Annotated in this window: 16 protein-coding genes; 11 read left to right on the top strand and 5 right to left on the bottom strand. The window is 46.7% G+C overall.

All coding sequences use genetic code 11. From position 1 onward, the window contains the following. Positions 1 to 51: 51 nt before the first annotated feature. Positions 52 to 1,320 (bottom strand): D-alanyl-D-alanine carboxypeptidase PBP6B, encoded by a 1,269-nt coding sequence (locus tag ACT6PV_RS09550; RefSeq protein ID WP_445116147.1) that lies wholly within the window; start codon positions 1,318 to 1,320, stop codon positions 52 to 54. 178 nt (positions 1,321 to 1,498) lie between these two features. Here ACT6PV_RS09550 and ACT6PV_RS09545 point away from each other — a divergent pair, with 178 nt between their 5' ends. From ACT6PV_RS09545 to codA, 5 genes are all read left to right on the top strand, one after another. Continuing rightward, entirely contained in the window at positions 1,499 to 3,202 is a 1,704-nt protein-coding gene (locus tag ACT6PV_RS09545) for a M61 family metallopeptidase (RefSeq protein WP_445116146.1), read from the top strand. Between the two features lie 168 nt (positions 3,203 to 3,370). Further along, positions 3,371 to 3,598 (top strand): transposase, encoded by a 228-nt coding sequence (locus ACT6PV_RS09540; RefSeq protein ID WP_445116145.1) that lies wholly within the window; start codon positions 3,371 to 3,373, stop codon positions 3,596 to 3,598. Positions 3,599 to 3,924: 326 nt separating this feature from the next. Continuing rightward, positions 3,925 to 5,196 (top strand): cytosine permease, encoded by a 1,272-nt coding sequence (codB, locus tag ACT6PV_RS09535; RefSeq protein WP_445116144.1) that lies wholly within the window; start codon positions 3,925 to 3,927, stop codon positions 5,194 to 5,196. Between the two features lie 34 nt (positions 5,197 to 5,230). Beyond that, a complete protein-coding gene (locus tag ACT6PV_RS09530; protein ID WP_445116143.1) occupies positions 5,231 to 6,448 on the top strand; it encodes a PucR family transcriptional regulator in 1,218 nt (405 codons plus the stop codon). A 25-nt stretch (positions 6,449 to 6,473) separates the two neighbouring features. Further along, positions 6,474 to 7,739: a cytosine deaminase gene (codA, locus tag ACT6PV_RS09525; RefSeq protein WP_445116142.1), complete on the top strand. Its 1,266-nt coding sequence runs from the start codon at positions 6,474 to 6,476 to the stop codon at positions 7,737 to 7,739. A gap of 101 nt (positions 7,740 to 7,840) precedes the next feature. On the opposite strand, the gene uraH is transcribed toward codA, so the two are convergent. Together uraH and ACT6PV_RS09515 are read right to left on the bottom strand one after the other, a co-directional pair. After that, positions 7,841 to 8,239, bottom strand: coding sequence for a hydroxyisourate hydrolase (gene uraH / locus ACT6PV_RS09520; protein WP_445116141.1), 399 nt, complete (start codon positions 8,237 to 8,239; stop codon positions 7,841 to 7,843). 189 nt (positions 8,240 to 8,428) lie between these two features. Next, the gene (locus tag ACT6PV_RS09515; protein WP_445116140.1) at positions 8,429 to 9,214 is read right to left on the bottom strand and encodes a pseudouridine synthase; all 786 of its coding nucleotides are present in this window, start codon (positions 9,212 to 9,214) and stop codon (positions 8,429 to 8,431) included. Positions 9,215 to 9,410: 196 nt separating this feature from the next. Between ACT6PV_RS09515 and icd the strand changes: the two genes are divergently transcribed. Beyond that, the gene (gene icd / locus ACT6PV_RS09510) at positions 9,411 to 10,664 is read left to right on the top strand and encodes an NADP-dependent isocitrate dehydrogenase (RefSeq protein ID WP_445116139.1); all 1,254 of its coding nucleotides are present in this window, start codon (positions 9,411 to 9,413) and stop codon (positions 10,662 to 10,664) included. Positions 10,665 to 10,736: 72 nt separating this feature from the next. On the opposite strand, the gene ACT6PV_RS09505 is transcribed toward icd, so the two are convergent. After that, positions 10,737 to 11,414 carry a hypothetical protein gene (locus ACT6PV_RS09505; protein ID WP_445116138.1) on the bottom strand — a complete coding sequence of 226 codons (678 nt, stop codon included), beginning with the start codon at positions 11,412 to 11,414 and terminating at the stop codon, positions 10,737 to 10,739. A 470-nt stretch (positions 11,415 to 11,884) separates the two neighbouring features. Between ACT6PV_RS09505 and ACT6PV_RS09500 the strand changes: the two genes are divergently transcribed. The 3 genes from ACT6PV_RS09500 (at position 11,885) to ACT6PV_RS09490 (ending at position 17,146) form a co-directional block, all read left to right on the top strand. Further along, a complete protein-coding gene (locus ACT6PV_RS09500) occupies positions 11,885 to 13,279 on the top strand; it encodes an L-cystine transporter (protein ID WP_445116137.1) in 1,395 nt (464 codons plus the stop codon). Between the two features lie 101 nt (positions 13,280 to 13,380). Continuing rightward, positions 13,381 to 14,235 (top strand): PhzF family phenazine biosynthesis protein, encoded by an 855-nt coding sequence (locus ACT6PV_RS09495; RefSeq protein ID WP_445117084.1) that lies wholly within the window; start codon positions 13,381 to 13,383, stop codon positions 14,233 to 14,235. 145 nt (positions 14,236 to 14,380) lie between these two features. Further along, complete coding sequence (locus ACT6PV_RS09490) at positions 14,381 to 17,146, top strand: M16 family metallopeptidase (protein WP_445116136.1); 2,766 nt, start codon at positions 14,381 to 14,383, stop codon at positions 17,144 to 17,146. A gap of 157 nt (positions 17,147 to 17,303) precedes the next feature. Here ACT6PV_RS09490 and ACT6PV_RS09485 read toward each other — a convergent pair whose 3' ends face one another. Beyond that, positions 17,304 to 17,705, bottom strand: a complete 402-nt coding sequence (locus ACT6PV_RS09485; protein WP_445116135.1) for a DUF3144 domain-containing protein — start codon at positions 17,703 to 17,705, stop codon at positions 17,304 to 17,306. Between the two features lie 393 nt (positions 17,706 to 18,098). On the opposite strand from ACT6PV_RS09485, the gene ACT6PV_RS09480 reads away from it, so the two are divergent. Together ACT6PV_RS09480 and ACT6PV_RS09475 are read left to right on the top strand one after the other, a co-directional pair. Next, positions 18,099 to 20,927, top strand: a complete 2,829-nt coding sequence (locus tag ACT6PV_RS09480; RefSeq protein WP_445116134.1) for a type VI secretion system Vgr family protein — start codon at positions 18,099 to 18,101, stop codon at positions 20,925 to 20,927. Then, entirely contained in the window at positions 20,928 to 22,331 is a 1,404-nt protein-coding gene (locus tag ACT6PV_RS09475; RefSeq protein ID WP_445116133.1) for a hypothetical protein, read from the top strand. The last annotated feature ends 545 nt before the right edge of the window (positions 22,332 to 22,876 follow it).

Raw genomic sequence — 22,876 nt, 5'->3', positions numbered from 1 at the left:
ACAATAAAACCGACTGATTCAGTCGGTTTTATTGATGCTGCAAATAATCGGTTAAAATACAAAAAAGCTTTTAATCCATAAGATAAAACGTTCAAGCCATGAGGCCTGTTCGATATGTACCTCATCCTGAATGTCAAAGCTTTGCAGCAATTGATCGTTCTGATAGACATTGATTTTTGCAAGATGCATCATTCTGGCCAGCGGGGCGGTCAGTGAGGCTTCGTTCAGTTCAACATTGATCTGTGTCTGCGTGTTCCGCAGTGGTTCAATGACTGACGCAAGGCCATTTGCATCACTGAGCATGACTTTATGATTGACATTATCAAAGCTCATCAGGTCAATGGGTGCCGGATAGTTGTACAGTGAGGTGGTGACAATCTGCGGCTTTCTTGCTTCAACCCTGAACATTTTCAGGGTGGATTTAATCACAGGCAATTCGGCAATGAGTTGTCGGTCCTTAATGGCTACTTCGTTGCGGGTATAGGCATAGGCCAGATTCAGTAATTTATGTGCAACCTCAGCACGTTTTGTTGCGCTTTGGGTGCCCAGTACCACCACAATCAGGCGCCGATCCGGCTGTTCCGGCAGTGCTGTAGGACGGTGTGCTGTCAGCGCAAGATTATAACCTGCGGCTTTGGTAAAACCGGTTTTTAAGCCGTCAACACTGCTGTCTTCCTTTAAGACCAGATTGGTTGCATGGTGAAAACGTTGTTTATAGCTGAAATTCGGTTGTTGTGAATAATAGAGATATTCAGGGGTTTCAGTGGTCACAGCCTGTCCCAGCCGAGCCAGATCATGCGCTGAAGAATAATGATCCGGCATGCTGACACCGGCTGGATTGCTGAAATGAGTGTCTTTCATACCCAGTGCCTGAGCTTCCTGGTTCATGCGTGCTACAAAGGCCGGCACATTGCCGGAAATCCGTTCTGCCAGGGTGACTGCTGCATCGTTGGCGGACATGACAATCAGGCCTGTGATCAGCTGATCAATGGAAATCTGTTCGCCCTGTTTCAGATACATCTGGGATTCATCCCATTGCACCATCTGTACCACAGGTGTGGCCGTTAAAATTTCATCACGGTGTAAATGCCCGGCCTTTATTTCCTTTAATGTAATATAGGCCACCATCATTTTGGTCAGGGAAGCCGGCGCGCGCTGGACATGGCTGTTATATTCAGCAAGGGTCTGTCCGGTCTGCGGGTCAAGAATGGTCCATGCTTCGGCTTCAACCGTTGCAGGATTGATATTCAGCAGTGCGGCATGGACAAGGGAGGTGCATAAAATGCTGACGAACAAAAATATACGGGTGAAAATTTTCAACGGAAATACCTTTAAAGCCGATCCAGTGGCGATGAATGCATAAAACTGTGCGCATGCTATGCCTTTTTTTTTCTCCTGGCTAGTCGCTTTTGTAGCCAGGCAGGACAGTCCCCGCATTATTTTGTAAAAAGTGATAATCTAAGAGTTCATCTATCTGCTGAGTTTCTGAATATCAATTATGTTGCATTATCAGATCGAATTTGACGATTATCGTCAGCATCTCATTCACGTCACTGTACGTTTCCTTGCCAATCCGACTCAGGTGCTGTGGTTGCCCACCTGGATTCCCGGCAGTTATCTGATTCGTGAGTTTTCAAAACATATTGAATCGGTACGGGCATATGATGAAGCGGGACGTCCACTTCAAATCAGCAAATTTGAAAAGAACAAATGGCGTTTGTTTAACACCGATCATGAGCTGATCACAGTGGAATACGATGTATATGCCTATGATCTGTCGGTCCGTGGTGCCTATGTTGATCAGACCCGTCTGTATGTCAATCCGGCCTGTGTCTGCCTGGGCCTGGAAAACCAGCAGGATAAAGCTGTTGAACTTGAAGTGTTTTTGCCGGAAGGCCTAAAGCATTTTCAGCTGGCTACGGGGCTGAAGGCCAGTAGTCTGGTCAGGGGGCGCTATACCCTGAAAGCAGATGATTATATGCAGCTGATTGACAGCCCATTTGAACTGGCGGAACAGACCCGTTTCGGTTTTGAAGCGTATGGAATTCCGCATGAATTTGTGGTGTCCGGCACGCATGCCATGAATGCAGAACGTATGCAGCAGGACATTGAAAAAATTTGCAGGACTGAAATTTCCATGTTCGGTTCAGCACCGTTTAAAAATTATACCTTTATGACCATGGCCACCGGCAACAGTTATGGTGGACTGGAGCATCCCAACAGCACCAGTCTGATCACGCCACGCAAGGACCTGCCAAAGGCTGATGAGCCGACCGAGCCATCGCCGGATTATCAGCGGTTTCTTGGTTTGTGCAGTCATGAATACTTTCATTCCTGGCTGGTCAAATTCATCCGACCTGAAAATTTTGTCAACTATGATCTGCATCAGGAAAGCTATACATCACTGTTGTGGATTTTTGAAGGATTTACCTCGTATTACGATGATCTGATTTTACTGCGCAGTGGGGTGATTTCCCAGGATTCCTATCTGAAATTATTGAAGGCTCAGATTGATCGTTATCTGCAAAACCCGGGGCGTCTGATTCAGTCGGTTTCCGAGTCCAGCTTTGACACCTGGGTGAAATTTTACCGTCAGGATGAAAACTCAAACAATGCCGGCACCAGTTATTACAATAAGGGTTGTCTGGTGGCACTCTGCCTGGATCTGGGCTTGCGGATTCGCGGTTCCAGCCTGGATGCGCTCATGAATAGGTTATATGCAGATGCTCAGCAGGGAATTCAGGTTAATGAGCGAACCATTTATGATCTCTGTGAGGAACTGACAGGGGACAAATGGGAAGAGCAGATTACACACCTGATTAATACCACTGACGAATTGCCGCTGGATCAGTTATTACCTGAGTTTGGTTTAAGCTACGCACTGAATCAGAAAGAGTCATTGCCTTTAGGCTTAAAAGTTGTCGATAAACCGGAAGGTCTATTGGTACAGCAGGCCCGTCGGGATGGTTCGGGTACGCTTGCCGGGCTGTCCGCCAGTGATGTGATTATTGCGATTGATGGTTTAAAGGCTTCGGTGAAGTTATTGCAAAAATATGCCGCCCAGCAGGAGCCATTTAAGGTGTTTGCATTCCGTCGTGATGAATTGATGCAGTTTGATGTTCAGGGTGGCGTCACCGATTTAAGCTCGGTTGAGCTGAAAGTTGAAGATCAGGCCAGTGCAGATCGATGGTTAAAAGGATAAAGCTTTCAAAGCATGAAGTTTTAAAGGAGCAATGCTTTAAAAGGACAGTCATACGACTGGCAGGTACCGCAGATTCATTCCCCGGGCAGGGGAGTGAATCCACTGGATGATCAAAACGGGTAAGATTATTCTGAAATGATGAGTTGAAAAATCAGCTTTGGTTAAAATATGAACGAAGTGTTTAAATCATTTTGTAATCAGGATGGTTCTCGCGATTGTCCCATACAGTTTTCTGTCACTGATCGTTTTCAGGGTCCCTGTGACAGGAAGTTATTTATAGGATGGCTTGATGATTTATTTCAGAATTTACCCAGGTCAAGGCACCTTTTGATCCTGGACAATGCATCCATTCATAAAGGCCGGGAAATAGAACAGCTTGCTGGAACGTATACTTAGTCGAAATTAATCAATATATTAAAATTAATGAGCTTTTCCTCCTTCACATTGTACTTGCCAGGGTTGCGCTGCTGCTGAGTATCCTCACATCTTATGGCGAAGTATAAACATACGTCAGTCCGGTGGTCTGATGATGGGCGTGGTGCACAGTAAAAAAGCACAACATTGTGGAGTTTATGCATGAAAATATGCGATTTGCACATTTTTATCAGTAAAAACAGTTAAAATACTGTGCAGTTTTAATCGGCACAGCTTTTGCAATTCAGTTCCTGCGAAGTGAAGTCTTATTAATAAACCGTAATGTAATATGTGCAGGAGTTGTGATTATGGGCGCAGCAGATGAAAGTCCACTGACAGAAACACCGCAGTCTGAACGTAAGGGATTTATTTCCATTGCCCTGGTGTTGTTCAGTTTTACCTTTTTTACGGGCACAATGTTTGCCGGCGGTAAAATTGGGGTTGCCTTTGATTTTATTGACATCCTATGGATTACAGCTGTTGGTAATCTGTTGCTTGCTGTGTATGCCGCTTCACTTGGACTGATTTCCGCACGCAGTGGACTGAATACTGTATTAATGGGGCGTTTTTGTTTTGGAAATATCGGCAGTAAGCTATCCGATTTCCTGCTGGGCTTTGCAGAATTGGGATGGTATGCATGGGGAACCGCAACGCTGGCTATTTCACTGGTAAAAATTGTTCAATTACCGGACAGCTGGACCGTACCGCTCATGGTTCTGTTTGGTCTTGGTTTTTCCATTACGGCAATTATCGGCTTTAAGGGACTGGAATATTTATCCCGGGTGTCCATTCCGCTGATGTTTATTTTGCTGGTCACTTCCATTGTACTGGCTACCCGGGAGATTGGCGGGTGGACCGGCCTGAACAGTGTGCAGCCTACCGAGACACTAACCTATGCAACGGCAATCACCATGGTTTTTGGTACTTTTGCCAGTGGTGCAACGCAGATTACCAATTGGACGCGGATGTCACGCAGCGGTCGGGTTGCAGTATGGGCCTGTCTGATCAGCTTTGTGATTGGCAATGGTGCAATGGTACTGGCGGGCGCATGGATGGCCGTTGTATATCAGCAACCGGATATTGTTGAGGTACTAATTTTACAGGGATTGTCCGTTGCGGCAGTGATTATGCTGTGTCTGAATTTGTGGACGATTCAGGGACCGACCATTTACAACGTTTCGGCGGCCGCCTGTCATCTGGTTCGCAGTGAACGCAGAAAAACCATGGTCATTTTATCTGCCATTGCCGGCATTATTCTTGCTGTTGCCGGCATGTATGAGTTTCTGATTCCTTTCCTGATTTTGCTGGGGGCGATTATTCCACCACTGGGGGGAGTGATCATGGCGGATTACTGGATTCGATATAAAGGGCAGTACCCGTTGCTCAGCCAGGTGTCATTGGTGAATTTTAACTGGAATGGACTGATTGCCTACAGCCTGGGTGCCATTGTGGGCTATAAGTCGCCGTGGATTGCACCTATTGTGGGCATTGCGGTATCCATTGTCTGTTATGTCATTCTGATCCGGCTGTTTCCGGTGAATGCGTCGCGGGCCAGGGCTGAGACGGGCTCAGGCGACTGAATACAGCAGCAACTGAATACAGGAAGATGAAATCATGACCATGACTGTTCAGGATGTGTTGAATCTGCCCCGATTGTTTGAGCTGAAACTGAGGGCAGGGTTTGACAGTGTGCATCGCCTGGTGCGCTGGTTTTATGTGGCCGAGAATGAAGGGATTGCTGAATGGGTCAAAGGTGGTGAACTGATCTTTATTACCGGGATTAACCACGCCCGTGATGAAAAAAACCTGCTGGATCTGCTGGAGCAGTCCTATGCAAAGAAAGTTGCCGGCATTGTGATTCTGACCGGTCCTGACTTTATCCGCCATATTCCTGACAGTGTGTTGAACCGGGCCAGTGAATTGCATCTGCCACTGATTGAGCAACCCTATAACCTGAAAATGGTTGAGGTGACCCAGGTCATCGGGACCACGCTGGTTCAGCTGTCGCAAATAAAAAAATCAGCTGAGGATGTACTGAGTCAGTTGCTGATGGGAAATTATCCTTCACTGGATACCGTGCAGCTGCGGGCCAGGCATCTGCATTTACCGTTGCTGGGTCAATATGTCATTGCTGTGATCCGGTTCAGTAATGTACAGGCGTTTTTTTATGAAACGGCTGTGCAGAACAGTGAAGCGTATCTGTATCAGAAAAAACAGGATGGTTATGATCTGCTGGAAAGCTGGCGCAAGCAACACCATCAGATTTTCCCCATTATTGCCCAGGGGGAGCAGTTCAGTCTGGTACTGTCCACTGAAAAACATAAAACCGGGTTCTGGGCAAATGCCCTGTCTGAAATCATTCAGAAGCTGCGCGATCCGGAAACCGGTTTAAAACTGTTTGCCGGTATTTCTGGGGATGTAAAATCCGTTGTTGCCTTTCAGCGGGGGTATTGGGAAGCCTGTCAGGCACAGGAAATTGCTGCAGATTTAAATACCGGCCTGGGTGTTTGCCTGTATCGGGAACTCGGGGTTTTAAGGTTGATCAAGGCCATTCCGGATCAGTCGGTGACTCAGCAACTGATGCGTGAAACATTGGGTCCTTTAATGGCGCCGGATAAAAAACATCCCAATATTTTGCTGGAAACCCTGGATGCCTGGTTAAAGGAAAATGGCAATTTAATACATGCAGCAACCCGACTGGGCATTCACAGAAATACGCTGAACCAGCGGATACAGAAAATTGAAGCACTTACCGGGCAGTCACTGACGAATGCCAATTTCCGCCTGAACGCAGCAATTGCATTGCTCATCTGGCAAATATCACACGATTGAAGTCACTGCGATCAGCACAGGCAAAATGAAAGAGAAGAGAATGATGAAAGTAATTAATGCGGTGCTACGGCATCAAACAGGTTTATACAGTATGACCTGCAGGCATGGCGTGATTGAAAAAATAGAAGCACAGTCTACTGTTCTGACAGAGCAAGGTGAAGATGTCATTGATGCCAGACAACAATTATTGATGGCGCCGCTGGTTGAACCGCACATTCATCTGGATGCAGTCCTGACTGCAGGCGAGCCGGAATGGAACATGTCCGGCACACTGTTTGAAGGAATAGAACGCTGGGGTCAGCGTAAACAGACCATTACCTTTGAAGACACCGGACAGCGTGCCAGACAGGCGGTGGATATGCTGGTTGCTCATGGAATTCAGCATGTACGGACCCATGTGGATGTCACTGACCCTGAACTGACGGCTTTACATGCCATGCTTGAGCTGAAAAAGGAGATTCAGGACGTGGTCAATCTACAGATTGTGGCTTTCCCTCAGGAGGGGATTGAATCGTATCAGAATGGCCGCGAACTGATGGAGGAAGCCATGCGATTGGGCACAGACGTGGTTGGCGGCATTCCCCATTTTGAATATACCCGGGACAAGGGCGTGAGTTCAGTACATTTCCTGATGGATCTGGCTGAAAAATATGACCGGCTGGTTGACGTGCATTGTGACGAAATAGATGATCCGGCTTCACGCTTTCTGGAGGTACTGGCTGACGAAGCCCGGGTACGTCAGATGGGAGAAAGAGTAACCGCCAGTCACACCACGGCAATGGGCTCATATGACAATGCCTATTGTTATAAACTCTTTCGACTGTTGAAAAAATCAAAAATCAATTTTGTTTCATGTCCGACTGAAAGTATCCATTTGCAGGGCCGTTTTGACCAGTATCCAAAACGTCGTGGCTTAACCCGGGTGCCTGAAATTGACCGTGCCGGCATGAATATCTGCTTTGCCCAGGATTCCATTCGCGATCCCTGGTATCCAATTGGGAATGGTAATATTCTACGGATCCTTGATGCAGGACTGCATATCTGCCATATGCTGGGCTATGAAGATTTGCAGCGCTGCCTGGATTTTGTTTCGGACAATTCGTCGAAAACCATGTATCTGGGGCAGGACTACGGTCTGGAAGTCGGCCGGCCAGCCAGTTTCATTCTATTTAATGTCAGTAACGACTACGATGTACTGGCCAGCCAGGCGAAACCGATTTTAAGTGTGCGCAATGGCCGGGTGATCATGCGCAGACAGGAAGATCAGGTACAGTTGATCAGGTCGAATTGATCAGCAGATTCCATACAACAGCCCGCATTGTGCGGGCTATTGGTTACTTCAAATACGGTTACTTTAAGAGCGACTAAAGGTGACTGGCGCTGGCGAATGCCTTAACCGGCTTTATACAGCGAATAACCATAAGGGCTGACCAGCAATGGAATATGATAATGTTCCTGCGAACCGTCAATGACAAAAACGACAGGAATTTCGGGAAAGAAAGAACGCTGATTTTTTGCTTTATACCAGTCCCCGGTTTTAAAGGTAACTTTATAGATGCCTTTTTGCAGGGACTTATTTTCAGGGTACAACGCATTGATCTGACCACTGTCATTGGTGGTTCCGGTACTGATCTCCACCCATTTATTGTTTTGCTGCGCTTCAAGCGTGACTTTTACATTGGCCGAAGGCTGCCCGGTTTCCAGACTGATGACATCAACACTTAAGGGGTTCTGTGCAAAACAGACGCCAGATAAACCCAGACCTGAAATCATGATGGCAACTTTTTTCATTTGAATTGTCCCGTAATTTTAAGAGGGTGGTCCTTCTGTTTTTATCACAATATTGCGGCGATGGCATTAGCATAAATGAAGTGCTGTCCCTGGCTGCTGCCCATAATGTCGTGAGACAGTTGCCACCTGGGCTATGGCATGGTCAGGAACATGCTGATCAGTCCGATCCCACTACAGGACCATGAGGTTTTAACGGGGTCTGCGGCCACGGCTTTTGGTGTTGGGGCGGGTCGTCCCATTGGTTTTACGGCGTGGTTTCTCACTTTCATCCATCTGCCAGATACGTCTGGTGCCGGATGACTTTTTCTTTTCACCATCTTTCTGATTTTTATGCTGCATGGGTTTGCCGCCGGTGCCTCCCGGTTTTTTCACATAGGAACGTGGACGATACGGTTGATCTGCCGGCACATCCCTGAAATCCGGATACAGCAAAGGTTCAATTTCCGTCTGTTCACCGGGCTGCAATTTCAGCTGGATCAGATCAATTGAACCGATTTTAGTCCGGATCAGGCGTAAGGTCGGGAAGCCAACCGCAGAGGTCATGCGGCGGATCTGACGATTACGGCCTTCACAGATCTGAATCTCCACCCATGAGGTTGGAACCGTTGCACGATAACGTACAGGTGGCGTACGCTCCCATAACCACTCAGGTTCATCCACTTTCTGCACTTTGGCGGGCAGGGTCATGCCATCATTGAGTTCCACACCTTTACGCAATTGTTCCAGGGTTTCTTCGCTGATATCACCTTCAACCTGTGCCAGATAGGTTTTATATTTTTTATTGGCAGGATTGGTAATAAACTGATTCAGTCCGCCGTGATCGGTCAGGAAAATCAGACCTTCCGAATCCAGGTCCAGACGCCCGGCAATTCTGAGCGCAGGATCCTGAACAAAATGAGACACTGTCAGATGTGTGTCATCTTCGCGAAACTGGGAGAGAACATCATAGGGTTTGTTGAGGATGACGATTTTCATAGGAAATTACTGCTTTGATTCTGATCAATAAAAATAACAATGTGTCTTATTCACCTGGGAAATGTTGTTATTTCCCATATAAATCTCAAAGAACACTGGAATTCGATTAGAATATTATGCGTTAAGAGAAGTTGAATGTATTGTCAATTGACAATTATTTTTTAAATTCGCCAGCTACATAGGGAGAACCTGCACAATGGGTTATCAGAAGATCGTAGTACCTGCGGATGGTACCAGAATTACCGTTAATGCAGACTTGTCACTGAATGTTCCAAATCATCCAATTATTCCTTTTATTGAAGGAGATGGTATTGGTGTCGATATTACACCAGCAATGAAAGCTGTTGTCGACGCGGCGGTTCAGAAAGCTTACGGTGGCAAACGTTCGATCGAGTGGATGGAAGTTTACTGCGGCGAAAAAGCAGACAAAATTTATGGCACTTACATGCCGGAAGAAACCTTTGAAGCATTACGTGAGTTTGTGGTTTCAATTAAAGGTCCATTAACCACACCGGTGGGTGGTGGTATTCGTTCCCTGAACGTTGCGCTGCGTCAGGAACTGGATCTGTATGTATGCGTGCGTCCGGTCCGCTGGTTTGAAGGTGTTCCTTCTCCGGTGCAGCACCCGGAACTGACTGACATGGTGATCTTCCGTGAAAACTCCGAAGATATTTATGCCGGTATTGAATGGAAAGCGGACTCTGAAGAAGCGAAGAAAGTCATCAAATTCCTGCGTGAAGAAATGGGTGTCACTAAAATCCGTTTTCCTGAAGGCTGTGGTATTGGTGTGAAGCCTGTATCCAGAGAAGGTACACAGCGTCTGGTACGTAAGGCCATTCAGTTTGCAATTGACAATGACAAACCTTCTGTAACCCTGGTTCACAAGGGTAATATCATGAAGTATACCGAAGGTGCGTTTAAAGAGTGGGGCTATGAGCTTGCTGTTGAGCGTTTCGGTGGTGAATTGATTGATGGCGGTCCATGGGTCAAAATTAAAAACCCGAAAAGTGGTAAGGACATCATCATTAAGGATGTAATTGCAGATGCGTTCCTGCAACAGATTCTGATGCGTCCGGCGGATTATTCCGTGATTGCGACACTGAACCTGAATGGTGACTATATTTCTGATGCACTTGCAGCAGAAGTGGGCGGTATTGGTATTGCACCGGGTTCCAACATTGGTGGTGCAATAGCGGTTTATGAAGCCACACATGGTACGGCACCGAAATATGCAGGTCAGGACAAAGTTAACCCGGGTTCAATCATCCTTTCTGCTGAGATGATGCTACGTGACATGGGATGGACTGAAGCTGCTGATCTGATCATCAAAGGTGTATCGGGTGCCATTGAAGCTAAAACAGTCACTTATGACTTTGAACGTCTGATGCCGGGTGCAACGCTGTTACGTTGTTCAGAATTTGGTGAGGCGATCATCCAGCATATGGAATGAGATATCAGGTTCTGGTGAAGAAAAACCCGCACTTTTGTTGCGGGTTTTTTAATGGTGTAGAGTGAGTGGCTTTTAATTTCCGGTTGTTTCTACAAGGGGTGACAGGGGCTGAATATATTGTTCAGGCAATATGGTTCTTATTTCATAATCATTAAGGCTTATCATAAGACATTTATGACTGCCGCATGTAATTTTCTTTATCCGTTTTAAGAGGTAGTCATCTTTCATATAACCTTCATTATATTCACATTGATAGGAAGTTATGGTTTTTCTTAGTAATTCAGTGGCTTCTTTTTCTCCTTGTTTATACTTAATTAAAACAGGATAAAGCGAAAAGATAAAAAATATGAATAAAAGATAGATTGCAGCAGGAATGCTGTTTATATTTTTCAGCCATGATAATTTGTTGTTTTTAGAAAATTTATGAATCCTATGCTGTAAAAAATCAAATTTACTTTTTAATTTTTCACGTGAAGATGAGTGCGTTCCGAAGAAAAGGCAAAGATAGCACGCAAGGCAATAAAGTGTGATATATAAAATAATTCTGAGTAATTTGTTTAAGATTTTAAGTACATCAGTAGATAATTCAAAATAGCCTAAAAATAAATATTCTGAATAGCTTATTCCTAAAGAGGAAGGTCTGCTTGCGAAAGTTTCAGTTACTCCATACATATATGCCAGATAATAACCAAATATAATTGGAGGTGAAAAAATAAATATTCCGGAAATTATGGTCGTAAGAAACTTCATATTAAGTTTTGCCTGGAGGTGTATTTTTCTTTAGTTTATCGTATGAAAAATTAGGAATAGTAATAATCTATAACTATATAATGCTATAAGTAGAGCAGTTGCACAACCGGGTTTTATTTGAGTGCTTTTGAAGCGTATTATAGGGGAAATATTGTGGCCTTCTTTTTGGGGGGCGAATGAAACTATTCGTTGGGTTGGTGCTTATCATATTTTCGTTCTGTTTATGCCACTTGGTAGCGCAGATAAATAATACTAGCTTAAATATCAGACTCAGGTATTTAATTGAACATGAATGCCTTAGCACTTTTCCTGAAAACGCGTGCCGGATGATGTACCAGGCGGTTATCAGGTTGTTTTTTAAATAGATAAAATGAATAAAAAAGAACCAATTTCATCTGTAAAAATGATAAAGGCTGTTGGCTTGGTTGCAGTTCGCTTATAATCTGGAGAACAAAACTTATGGAACTCAAATGAACTACCCACTCATTCTGAATATCGTCATATTCATTGCATTGATCTTACTGCTAATGCAGACCCGAAAAACGGACTGGAATCTGGCGAAAAAAGTATTTGCAGGTTTGTGTCTGGGTGTGGTGTTTGGTCTGGGTTTGCATGTTGTTTACGGTACCAGCAATACAGCACTGCTGACGGAGTCCATTCAATGGTTCAATATTGTGGGCAATGGGTATGTCAAACTGTTGCAAATGGTGGTTATGCCCCTGGTTTTCGTGTCCATTCTCAGTGCAGTGATTAAATTACATAATGTGTCGTCACTGGGGAAAATCAGTATATTCAGTATCGGAACCTTGCTGGTGACCACGTTTATTGCAGCACTGGTCGGAGTTTTCGTCACTCAATTATTTGGTCTGACAGCCGCCGGTCTGGTACAGGGAACCCAGGAAACTGCACGGCTGGATGCCATAAATTCAGATTATATGGGCAAGGTGACGGATCTGAGTGTGCCGGATTTCTTTCTGTCCTTTATCCCCAGTAATCCATTTGCAGAACTGACAGGGGCCAGTCCGACCTCAATTATCAGTGTGGTGATTTTTGCCACTTTTCTGGGAATTGCCGGCATAAAGCTGATGAAGGATGATGCAGAAAAAGGTCAGCGCATCGTCACGGCTATTGAAACATTGCAGAGCTGGGTGATGAAACTGGTACGACTGGTGATGTCGCTTACACCCTATGGGGTATTTGCACTGATGACCAAAGTGGTTGCCAGTTCAAAAATGGCCGATATTGTGAATCTGGGGGGCTTTCTGGTGGCCTCTTATGTGGGACTGGCCATTATGTTTGTAGTGCATGCCGTGGTGCTCAGCCTGAGCGGTGTCAACCCGGTCCGTTTCTTTAAAAAGGTGCTGCCCGTCTTAACTTTTGCATTTACCAGTCGTTCAAGTGCAGCAAGTATTCCACTGAATATTGAAGCACAGACACGTCGACTGGGCATACCGGAATCCATTGCCAGTTTTTCGGCATCATTCGGTACTACCATTGGACAGAACGGCTGTGCCGGTTTATATCCGGCCATGCTTGCGGTCATGGTCGCGCCAACTGTCGGCATTAATCCACTGGATCCGCTCTGGGCGCTGACGCTGGTGTGTGTGGTAACGCTCAGTTCCATTGGCGTGGCCGGTGTGGGAGGGGGTGCTACCTTTGCTGCATTAATTGTACTGCCGATTATGGGCTTGCCTGTGACGCTGGTGGCATTGCTGATTTCCATTGAACCGCTGATTGATATGGGACGGACTGCTTTGAATGTGGATGGTTCCATGACCGCCGGCATGGTGACCAGCCAGATGATGGGGCAGACAGATCAGCACATTTTACAGACAGATGATCAGGAAGAGCTCAGGCACGGTTAAAAGCGCTTTGGCGCCCTGGGTGTATCCATTTTTCAGGAATGACTGTATCTGTAATCCTGCATGCAATACGCTAAACTCAGTCAGAGGAAGGAGAACAGATGATGAAAATGTATCAGGTGGATGCCTTTAGCACCCAGTTATTTAAGGGAAATCCAGCTGCGGTACTGGTGCTGGATGAATGGCTGGAACCAGCGCTCATGCAGAAGATTGCACTGGAAAATAATCTTTCAGAAACAGCCTTTGTGAAAATAGTTCAGCAGGACAATGACACGGCCAGTTATGAAATCCGCTGGTTTACTCCGACGGTTGAAGTGGATTTTTGTGGTCATGCCACACTGGCCAGCAGTTTTGTATTGTTTGAATTTTATACTGAGGCGACCACCATTCAGTTTCATGTCAGAAAACTGGGAGTTTTTACCGTTCACCGGGAATCGGACGGTAAAATCCGCATGAATTTTCCTGTACGGAAAGCCACCCGGCTCATGCAATATCCGGCATTGCTGAATGATGTGGTCGATTGCCCGATTAAAGAAGTCTACCAGAACGAACAGGCCTTTATTCTGGTCTGTGAGTCTGAAACAGATGTGATTCAGGCCAGACCGAATCTGGCCAATATTCAGGCCATGGCTGAAGCCTATGCCATCAGTACTGCCATTACTGCGGCAGATGGAGATGGCCCGGATGTGACTATCACAGCTGATTCCGCACGGTATGATTATGTGGCCCGCTATTTTGCACCGCATAAAGGTATTAATGAAGATCCGGTCACCGGTTCCATGCACACTGGGCTTGCGCCATTATGGGCGGAAAAGCTCGGTAAGCATCAACTGCTGGCTTATCAGGCCTCTGCCCGGGGTGGCGAGCTGTTTTGTGAACTCAAGCCTGAAGACCACATTGAAATTTCAGGTTATGCACGACTGTATATGCAGGCGGAAATTAATATTCAGCAGCAGTAAGCACACAGCGGACCTGTACAGGACGAGCCATGGCTGCTGAAATAAACAGCTATTTTTTCAAAACTTTACTATTCAACTGTGAATGTATTTCTTAAGATAAACCGGCTGTCATTTCTTTACATCCTCTGAGAATCTGGAAATATCTATGTTGATACGGTTTAGGACACTCACACTGACCCTGTGTATGGCTGGAGTCAGTGCGACTGCAATGGCACAGACCATACTGGTCAAATCTGAACATAATATTGAAGAATATCAGCTGGATAATGGTTTTAGAGTGTTGCTGGCGCCCAATGATAAAGAGAATAAGGTTTTTATCAACACGGTCTATCTGACAGGTTCGCTGAATGATCCACAGGGCAAGGGTGGGCTGGCACATTTACTGGAACACCTGGCCTTTAAAGGGACTGAAAATGTCAGCGGGGAAGAGTATCAGCGCCGACTGGATCAGCATACTTTAATGAGCAATGCCAGTACCGATTATTATTCGACCCGTTATACCAGCATTGTTCGTCCGGAAAAATCTTCACTGGATGAGGTGATTTATCTGGAAGCGGAACGTATGGATAAACTGGTTTTACAGGAAAAGTTTGTTCCTTCGGAACTGGCAATTGTCATGCGCGAACGGGAAGTCCGGATGGATCAGCCATTTTCGGTGCTGATGGATCAGATGTGGAAAGCGGCTTATGGCAATCAGTCTCTCGGGCGCTCACCCATTGGTGATCTGGATGAGCTGAAATCCATCAGGATGGGTGAATTGAATCAATTCTACCGAACCTGGTATGCGCCGAATAATGCAGTCATGATTATTGCCGGTAAATTTAACAAAGCTGAAGTACTGCAGCAGATTGACAAAAATTTCAGCAGCATTCCTGCCCGGAAAATACCGGCGCAGGCGCAGGTGCCTTTGCTGGATGCCGCCAGTATTAAAGTCCGTGATTTTATAGTGAAAAAGGGCAGTGATCTGGCAAAATTCCACATTTATCTGAATGGGAAAAATGAAAAGATCCAGCCGGAATTGGCGCTGACACCTTATTTGTATACCCTGCAGCCAAGTGGGCATTTATATTCAGATATGGTGGAAACAGGCATTGCCACCAATGTGCAGTCAACCACCTGGCTGGATCAGAACTTTAATCTGGTGTTTATGGGAGCGATTTATGCCCCGTCACATGATGCAAAGCAGATCGAAAATTCACTGATTGCAGGGGTGGAAAAAACCAGGGCATTTAATCAGACTGAGCTGAACCGGGTGAAAAACCTGCTGAAAAACGCTCAGGAAAGCATGCTGAGCAATGCCACTGCGGTGGGAACCATACTGAGTGACTATGTGGTTTCTTCCAATGGTCAGTGGTCACAATATTTTAAGGACCAGCAGGCGATTCAGCATTTAACGGTGGATCAGGTCAATCATACATTAAAGGCATTTTTAACGCCTCAGCACCGGATTGTGGGAGATATTCAACCGACACCGGAAGATCAGAAAAAGGCACTGGAGCAACAACAGGCTGCTGAACAACCGAAAACCCTGGATCAGCAGAATGCTGAACCGGAGCCATTGAAGGATACCGGTGTTTACAAGGCAGAAGTTGCAGAATATGTTGCAACGTCAAAGCAATATCTGGATGCAGCAGAACAGAAAATTCAGCGTGGCACTCTGAAAAATGGTATGCAATATGCGTTATTTCCGGTATCGACCCGGGATGATAAGACCTATGCCACCATTTCAGTCAATTTTGGTACTGCTGCATCGTTGTTCAATCAGACTGAAATCCTCGATTTAACGGCATATTTACTGTTACGTGCTTCAGATCAGTACAGTCTGCAGAATATTGCAGACAAAAGCATTGAAGCCAATGGTACGGCTTCTGCATCGGCGGTGGATAATGGCATGCTGATTCAGATTTCAGCGCAGAAAGAAAAATTTGAAGACTACTTTAAATATATGATGCAGGTCATGCAGGCACCGAAGTTTGAGCAGTCTCAGTTTGATCTGATCAAACTGCAGAGTCTGTCCAGTCTGGATCGCCCGTATACAGAACCTGAAACAGTCTCTGCACTGACTATGGCGCGTTTGATTGAAACCTATCAGCCTGGTGACCTGCGCTATCATTTTGAACCGGAACTGGCGAAAAAACAGTATCAGGCGGCTACGGTGGAACAGGTCAGAAAACTGTACAAGGATTTTTTTGCCATGGACCATGCGCAGATTGCGGTAACCGGACAATATGATCCGAAGCGCATGAAAAAAATCCTGAACCGTGAATTTTCCTCCTGGAAAGGCAAGCAGCCCTATCAGCGGCTTCCGGTTAAACATGAACAGTATAAAGCGCAAAAAGTGCATGCGCTGGCGGAACAGCGTGAATTTGGCAGTTACCAGGGCTTGCTGACCCTGCCTGTGGGGGTGGATCATCAGGATGCGGCTGCATTGATTGTTTTCAGCTATATCCTGGGGGATTCACAACTGTCTTCACGGCTGGGACAGGAATTACGTGAAAAGAATGCACTGGTTTATGGTTTTGGCAGTGATCTGAATCTTGATTCATTCAGTGATGTCGGCGCCCTGACCATTGAGGCCAACTACACCGCGGGCAAATCTGCCCAGGTGTCTCAGGTGGTTCATAAGGTTTTGAATGATCTGTTGAGCAATGGTGTGACTGAGCAGGAGCTTGAAGCTGCAAAAGCCAGTATTATGAAACAGCGGGTGACCTCACTGGAAGATGAACGTATCATTCACCGCATGCTTAACAGTCAGCTGGAACGCAATAAAAAAATGCAGAGTCGTGCTGCTCGTGATCAGGAGTTTGCAAAACTGACCCGGGAAGATGTGAATGCAGCCATCAGAAAATATATTCAACCGGATCAGCTGGTGGAAGTGATGGCTGACCAATATGGCCAGGCTCAGAAATAAAGCATCAGCACTGAACTTTCTGGTTTAAGTTAAGGGTGGCTGAGTCAGGCAAATTGATAGCGGTTTTTAACACGGAAAAATCAGTACCTGGATTATATCTGTGGCACTGATTTTTTGTCATGAACGATTTCATCTGAACTCAGGCAGTTAGTCTGAATCAGTGTTTATGATCATGTTCTGCATCATGTTTATGGGTGTGGAAATCTTCATTTTTACGAAAGCGCAGATAGTTTTCAAATTGTTCACAATATTCATCATAGTTGTCTTCCATCATCATCTGGAATTGCTGCAATACATAGGACATGACCTGTTCCCTGGCATCGCGCATTTCATCACCGTTCTGAAAGGTATTGGCTGCAACCCAGGTATTAAAGCGTGCGGTTGCAAACAACATGGCAGCACTGACCTGGCCACGCAGTTCGACAGGGTCGGCCGGCTTGCCTTTGGGCGGGCGGCAGAATTCATTGGCCTGTTTGATAAATTCATCGGCACGCTCAAAAAAGACAGCATTCTGGGCTTCTTCTTCGGTGACATCGGTCGAATCAATTTTTTGAGACATGACAAATTCCACAAGTAAAATACCCCTGCATTATAGGCAAAGGTCCGCAGAAACTGAACCTTTGTCTTCATCTGAAATCGTATGGGAATCAATGGGTCTGTTTTGCAGGATACGACTGTTGTGGTTCAGCACCTGAAATATACAATTTCTTTTACTCATTTTTTGATTTATATTCCAGACCACCTGTCCGAAAAACCAGCCTATAAAATCCAGTCTGAAAAAGAGAAACAGATAAAATACTGATTAAAATAAATACACTGGTTTGAATGTGACTGTTTGTAACAAAATGTCTGTAAAGAATTATTACCATTAAAATTAAAATGTTGATGGATAAACCGGCAATTCTGTTTCTATAATGCAGACAATGCATTGAATAACAATTAATTTCTGCTAATGAATTTCATATTACAACACATCCACGCCGAAATGGACCGGCTCGGGCTGAGTGCCCGCAACCGCAGCCTGCACATCCAGTTTTCAGACCCGGGCCTGAACCTGCAGCTGTTCCTGCAGCGCATCGACGCCGGACACGCCCTCAATGCCGGGCTGAAGGCCGAGCTGCTGTGCCTGTCCATCAATGCCCATATCGAACTGAAACAGCTGATCGGCTGCCGGGTGGCCGTGGACACGGTGACCGACCTGGGGCAACTGCACCGCATCAGCGGCATCATCACCGGGGCGGAAGCCGGCCAGTCGGATGGCGCGCTGAGCATCTACCGGCTGCAGCTGCAGGATGCCACGGCACTGTGGGAAAAACGCCGCAACAGCCGGGTGTTCATGAACAAAAGCGTACCGCAGGTGGTGGAGATCCTGTTCCGGGAATGGCAGCAGCGCAGTCCGCTGTTTGCTGCATCACTGCAGCTGGACACCCGGGGCCTGAGGGAGGATTACGACATCCGGCCCTTCATCATGCAGAGCATGGAAAGCGATGCGGCATTCATCCAGCGCCTGCTGATTTCCGAATCCATCAACAGCTTAATTGACGAAAGCGAGCCGGTCCCGGCAGACGTGAGCAGCCCGATCCAGCCGCAGCTGCTGCGGCTGATTGACGACAACCGGCACTACCGTGCACTGGTACGGGGCAGCATCCGCTACCACCGCAGCGATGCCACCGAAGCCCGGGACAGCATCGACAGCTTCAGCGCACAGCGCAGCCTGCAGCCGACCGCAGTCCACATCCAGCGCTGGAAGGCGGAAGGCCTGTACCGGCAGGAGGGCAGCGGTTCAGTGTCCAGCCTGCATCAGCACTCGTCCCAGCACAGTGTGGCCCGGCTGGGCCTGGAGGATGCCCGGCAGGACAGCCCGGCGTGGACAGCGGACCTCAACGGAGACGACGGTGCCACCCGCGCCGGCAACAGCCAGCCGGAACGGCTGAACCTGCACCTCAGCCGGCTGCATGAACTGCGGGCAAAACAATTCACGGCAGAGGGCAGCGTCCGCGATGCCCGGGTGGGCTACTGGTTTGAACTGGAACACCACCCGGAACTGCAGCGGCATGAGCGGTCCGAACGGGAACTGCTGATCACGGCAAAAAGCCACTGGCATGAGAACAACCTGCCCAGAGCGCTGCAGCAACAACTGAACCGCCTGCTCGGTGACAGCCAGGTTCACAACAACCATCACACCAGCGCCAGTCCACAACACCAGCGCAGCCGGCTGAGCCTGATCCGGCGGCAGATTCCGATGGTGCCGGACTACGACGCCCGGCAGCAGCCGGTGGCACATCCGCAGCGGGCCCGGGTGGTGGGTCCGAAAAGCGAGGAACTGCACACAGACCAGTGGGGCCGGATCAAAGTCCGCTTCCTGTTCACCCGTGAAGACGACCATGCCCATGACGGTGGTGCCGGAACCCGGGACAACGACAGCGACTCCGCCTGGGTGGATGTACTGACCCCGTGGGCCGGGGATGGCTACGGCGCACGCTTTCTGCCGCGGGTTGATGAAATCGTGGTGATCCAGTTCTTTGACGGCAACGTGGACCGTCCCTACGTGGCCGGTCGGCTGCACGAAGGCCATCGCTCCCCGACCCGCTTTGACGGACTGGGCCAGCTGCCGGACACAAAAAAGCTCAGCGGCATCCGTACCCGGGAAGTGGATGGCACGGACTGGAACCAGTTACGCTTTGACGACACCCGGGACCAAGTCAGTGCACAGCTACAGAGCAGCCATGCATCAAGCCAGCTGAACCTGGGTAATCTGAGCCATCCGAAGGACACGCTACAGGACGGCACGGACAGGAGTCCCGGCCGCGGCGAAGGCTTTGAGCTGCGGACGGACCGGTGGGGAGCACTGCGGGCCGGTGAAGGCCTGCTGCTGAGTACGCATGCACGCAGGCGGGCTGAAGGCAGCCATGTGGATGCAGCAGAAGCCCGGCAGCAGTTACAGTCCGGACTGGACGGTGCCACGGCGCTGAGTGAAGTGGCGAAAAACCAGCAGACTGATCCAATTGAACATCTGCCGCACTTAAAGGCCTTTATCGCCGGACTTTCCGGCCCGGACAGTTCCGCAGAAGACCGGGACCGGGTTGCCCGCTTCAACGAAGCACTGCTGCTGTTGTCCAGTCGGGACAGTATTGCACTGAGCAGCAACCGGGACATACACCTGCGTGCAGCCGATCAGATCAGCCATACCGCCGGTGACAGCATCAGCCTGAGTACGCAGAAGGACCTGAATACTCAGGCTCAGCAGAAAATCAGCCTGTTTGCGGCGCAGGGTGACATTAGTGCCGTGGCGGCCAGTGGCAAGGTGGATATCCGTGCACATAACAACCGCCTGGAAGCCATTGCCCAGCAGGATGTCAGGATCCGCTCAAAGGAAGGCCGCATTGAAATCAGCAGTGACCGTGGGGTTATCATTAAGGGAGAAACCTCCTGTCTTGCAGTGAACCCCGACAGTATTGAATTGATCACCGGTAAAGTGCTTCATCCGCAGGCCGCGCAGCATGATTTCAGGCCGGGGGAATGGGTCAGCATGAAACAACCTGTGCTGCCGGATCCGGACAACCCCTACATACTGCAATATCTGGTAAAAAACAAAGAAAATATTCCAGTGGCGGATAAATCGTATTTCATCATTGATGAAGATGGAGCGATCAAAAAAGGCAAAACAGACGCCGACGGCTATATGAATTTAAAAACCACAGCATCTGCACAGGCAGTTGCCACCTACGTCATGCTCAATGACACTGCAGAAGCAGACGAAACAGGTGGAGAGCAGGAATAAATGAAAGCATCCTACAGCAGACTACAACTGAAAGTTTCCGGTCCATTAAAATTTCAGGATCTGACCTTTAAATTTACCGTACATAACCTGAGCAGCAGTAAACGCACTGAATTTGAAGGCCGATTTGATGGTCAGGGTTTTACCCAATGGTATCAGATTTATAATCTGAATACGCTATTAAGCTATAAAGTCTATATCCGCGGAGAGCTTCTACAGACCATTTTAGTAAAAGCGTACCCGGATAAAAAGAAATGGAGCCTGTTTACCATAAAAATGACCACGGAAAAGACACAGAAAGTAAAAAATAATATCCGTGAAATCTATCTGAATGATGGAGAAGTGGCGTGGTACCTGATCAAAAAAACAGAAACCATGCTGGACTGGTCAAAAAGAGTCTTTCAGAAACCCCTGGTTGCTTCGGACTGGGATATGCTCAGGGCCAATAATCCACATATTTCCAATATTGCAGCCATCAGATTGCTGACACCCGGAATGGTGGTTGTGCTCTCAAACTCGACGACAGCAAAGAAACTGCCACAGTATAAGAAGGATGCTCAGGAAGCCCAGAGAAACCTGGATGAAATGAAAAAGGACAAGGATTTTGATGCTGAATTTTTTGCTCAGAATTATGAATTTTTTTATGATGCGCTGAATGACAACAGGACTGAAATTACCCGGACCAATGTCTTTGCGAATAACGATCATCCTTTGGTTCAGCCATTCAATCATCCCGGAAATGATAGCGGTGCAGCGTGGGGAGCCATTACCAAGGGAGGTATTGATGGCGTATTAAACTTTTCCGATGGAGCAACCAAAAGAATATATAAAATACATGGTGAGCTGGCTCAGAAACTGGCAGAAGAAAAGGCAAAAGGTTCAGGTCTGGCCAATCCCAAGAATTTTAAAGAATTCAGGCGGAAGTATGCACATCTGTATGATCAGCTGGACCGGGAATCTGCAAAGAAATTATTTAAATGGGATCAATCCATAAAAACCAGTAATATGCGTCGTATGATCAGTCAGTCCACGCTGGCAAGAGGAACGACTTACAAAGGTGGGATGAAGGAATATGTTAAAAAAATGAGTGAAATTGGGAAGATGAGTAAAGTAGTAAAGGGAGGAGGTTATCTGTTTCTGGCCCTGGATATTTATAATGCCGGAGATGCCATTGCCCATGCAAAACCTGGAGAAAAGGCCAGAACCACTGTGGTTGAAAGCTCTAAAATTGTTGGGGGCTTAGGTGGTGCAGCACTAGGTAGCTTTATTGTATTAACTGTTGCGACTGGAGGTACCTCATTGCTTGTATTGGGTGTGGCAGCTGGCACTTCTGCATTGCTCGGGTGGGGATTTAGTGAAGGAGCTGGACAACTTACAGAATATATATATGATAAAGTGAGTAAATAAATGATCCATTTTGTTAACTTACTTATTGAAGATAAAAAATTTATTTTCGCTGTTCTTTCATTTCTATTTCTATTTCTTTTCTTTTCTTTTTATTTGATACAATACATTTATATTTCTTATAATTTGAAAAGTATTTGTAGAATTATATTTAGTGATGAAAGGCACTTTAGACTTCCATTGGAGCCATTTGATTGTTTTTTTATTAGTGTTTTGCCTATAGTTTTTTGGAGAGAAACTTTAAATATTAAAAAAAATATAAAATTTAAAAAACTTTATGATAAAGAATTTTATTATCCAGTAGATAAAACCCAATTAAAGAAAATGTTGACTAATCATCCCGCATTTTTCCACCTTCAATATTTAATATATTTATTCGTAGTGCTCTTTGCAGTGTTTATGGTAATGGCTTATATTTTAATTAAATACTCCTAGTATTGGGTGTGGCTACCGATGTTGATACAATCGTTGGGTGTTTTGTCATGGGTGTGGGTTGGGTGCTGGTGAAGCATATGATTTTTTTCATAAAAACAACAATTATTCTATTT

Source organism: Acinetobacter sp. WZC-1, assembly GCF_052544965.1.
This window is presented reverse-complemented; position numbering and strand designations above follow the sequence as displayed.

Excerpts from the sequence above, each read along its gene's own strand:
- ACT6PV_RS09485 (WP_445116135.1), bottom strand. The coding sequence starts at position 17,705 with ATGTCTCAAAAAATTGATTCGACCGATGTCACCGAAGAAGAAGCCCAG.
- codB (WP_445116144.1), top strand. The coding sequence starts at position 3,925 with ATGGGCGCAGCAGATGAAAGTCCACTGACAGAAACACCGCAGTCTGAA.
- ACT6PV_RS09480 (WP_445116134.1), top strand. The coding sequence starts at position 18,099 with ATGAATTTCATATTACAACACATCCACGCCGAAATGGACCGGCTCGGG.
- ACT6PV_RS09545 (WP_445116146.1), top strand. The coding sequence starts at position 1,499 with ATGTTGCATTATCAGATCGAATTTGACGATTATCGTCAGCATCTCATT.
- uraH (WP_445116141.1), bottom strand. The coding sequence starts at position 8,239 with ATGAAAAAAGTTGCCATCATGATTTCAGGTCTGGGTTTATCTGGCGTC.
- ACT6PV_RS09505 (WP_445116138.1), bottom strand. The coding sequence starts at position 11,414 with ATGAAGTTTCTTACGACCATAATTTCCGGAATATTTATTTTTTCACCT.
- ACT6PV_RS09475 (WP_445116133.1), top strand. The coding sequence starts at position 20,928 with ATGAAAGCATCCTACAGCAGACTACAACTGAAAGTTTCCGGTCCATTA.
- ACT6PV_RS09540 (WP_445116145.1), top strand. The coding sequence starts at position 3,371 with ATGAACGAAGTGTTTAAATCATTTTGTAATCAGGATGGTTCTCGCGAT.
- icd (WP_445116139.1), top strand. The coding sequence starts at position 9,411 with ATGGGTTATCAGAAGATCGTAGTACCTGCGGATGGTACCAGAATTACC.
- ACT6PV_RS09530 (WP_445116143.1), top strand. The coding sequence starts at position 5,231 with ATGACCATGACTGTTCAGGATGTGTTGAATCTGCCCCGATTGTTTGAG.
- codA (WP_445116142.1), top strand. The coding sequence starts at position 6,474 with ATGAAAGAGAAGAGAATGATGAAAGTAATTAATGCGGTGCTACGGCAT.
- ACT6PV_RS09495 (WP_445117084.1), top strand. The coding sequence starts at position 13,381 with ATGAAAATGTATCAGGTGGATGCCTTTAGCACCCAGTTATTTAAGGGA.
- ACT6PV_RS09500 (WP_445116137.1), top strand. The coding sequence starts at position 11,885 with ATGAACTACCCACTCATTCTGAATATCGTCATATTCATTGCATTGATC.
- ACT6PV_RS09515 (WP_445116140.1), bottom strand. The coding sequence starts at position 9,214 with ATGAAAATCGTCATCCTCAACAAACCCTATGATGTTCTCTCCCAGTTT.
- ACT6PV_RS09490 (WP_445116136.1), top strand. The coding sequence starts at position 14,381 with ATGTTGATACGGTTTAGGACACTCACACTGACCCTGTGTATGGCTGGA.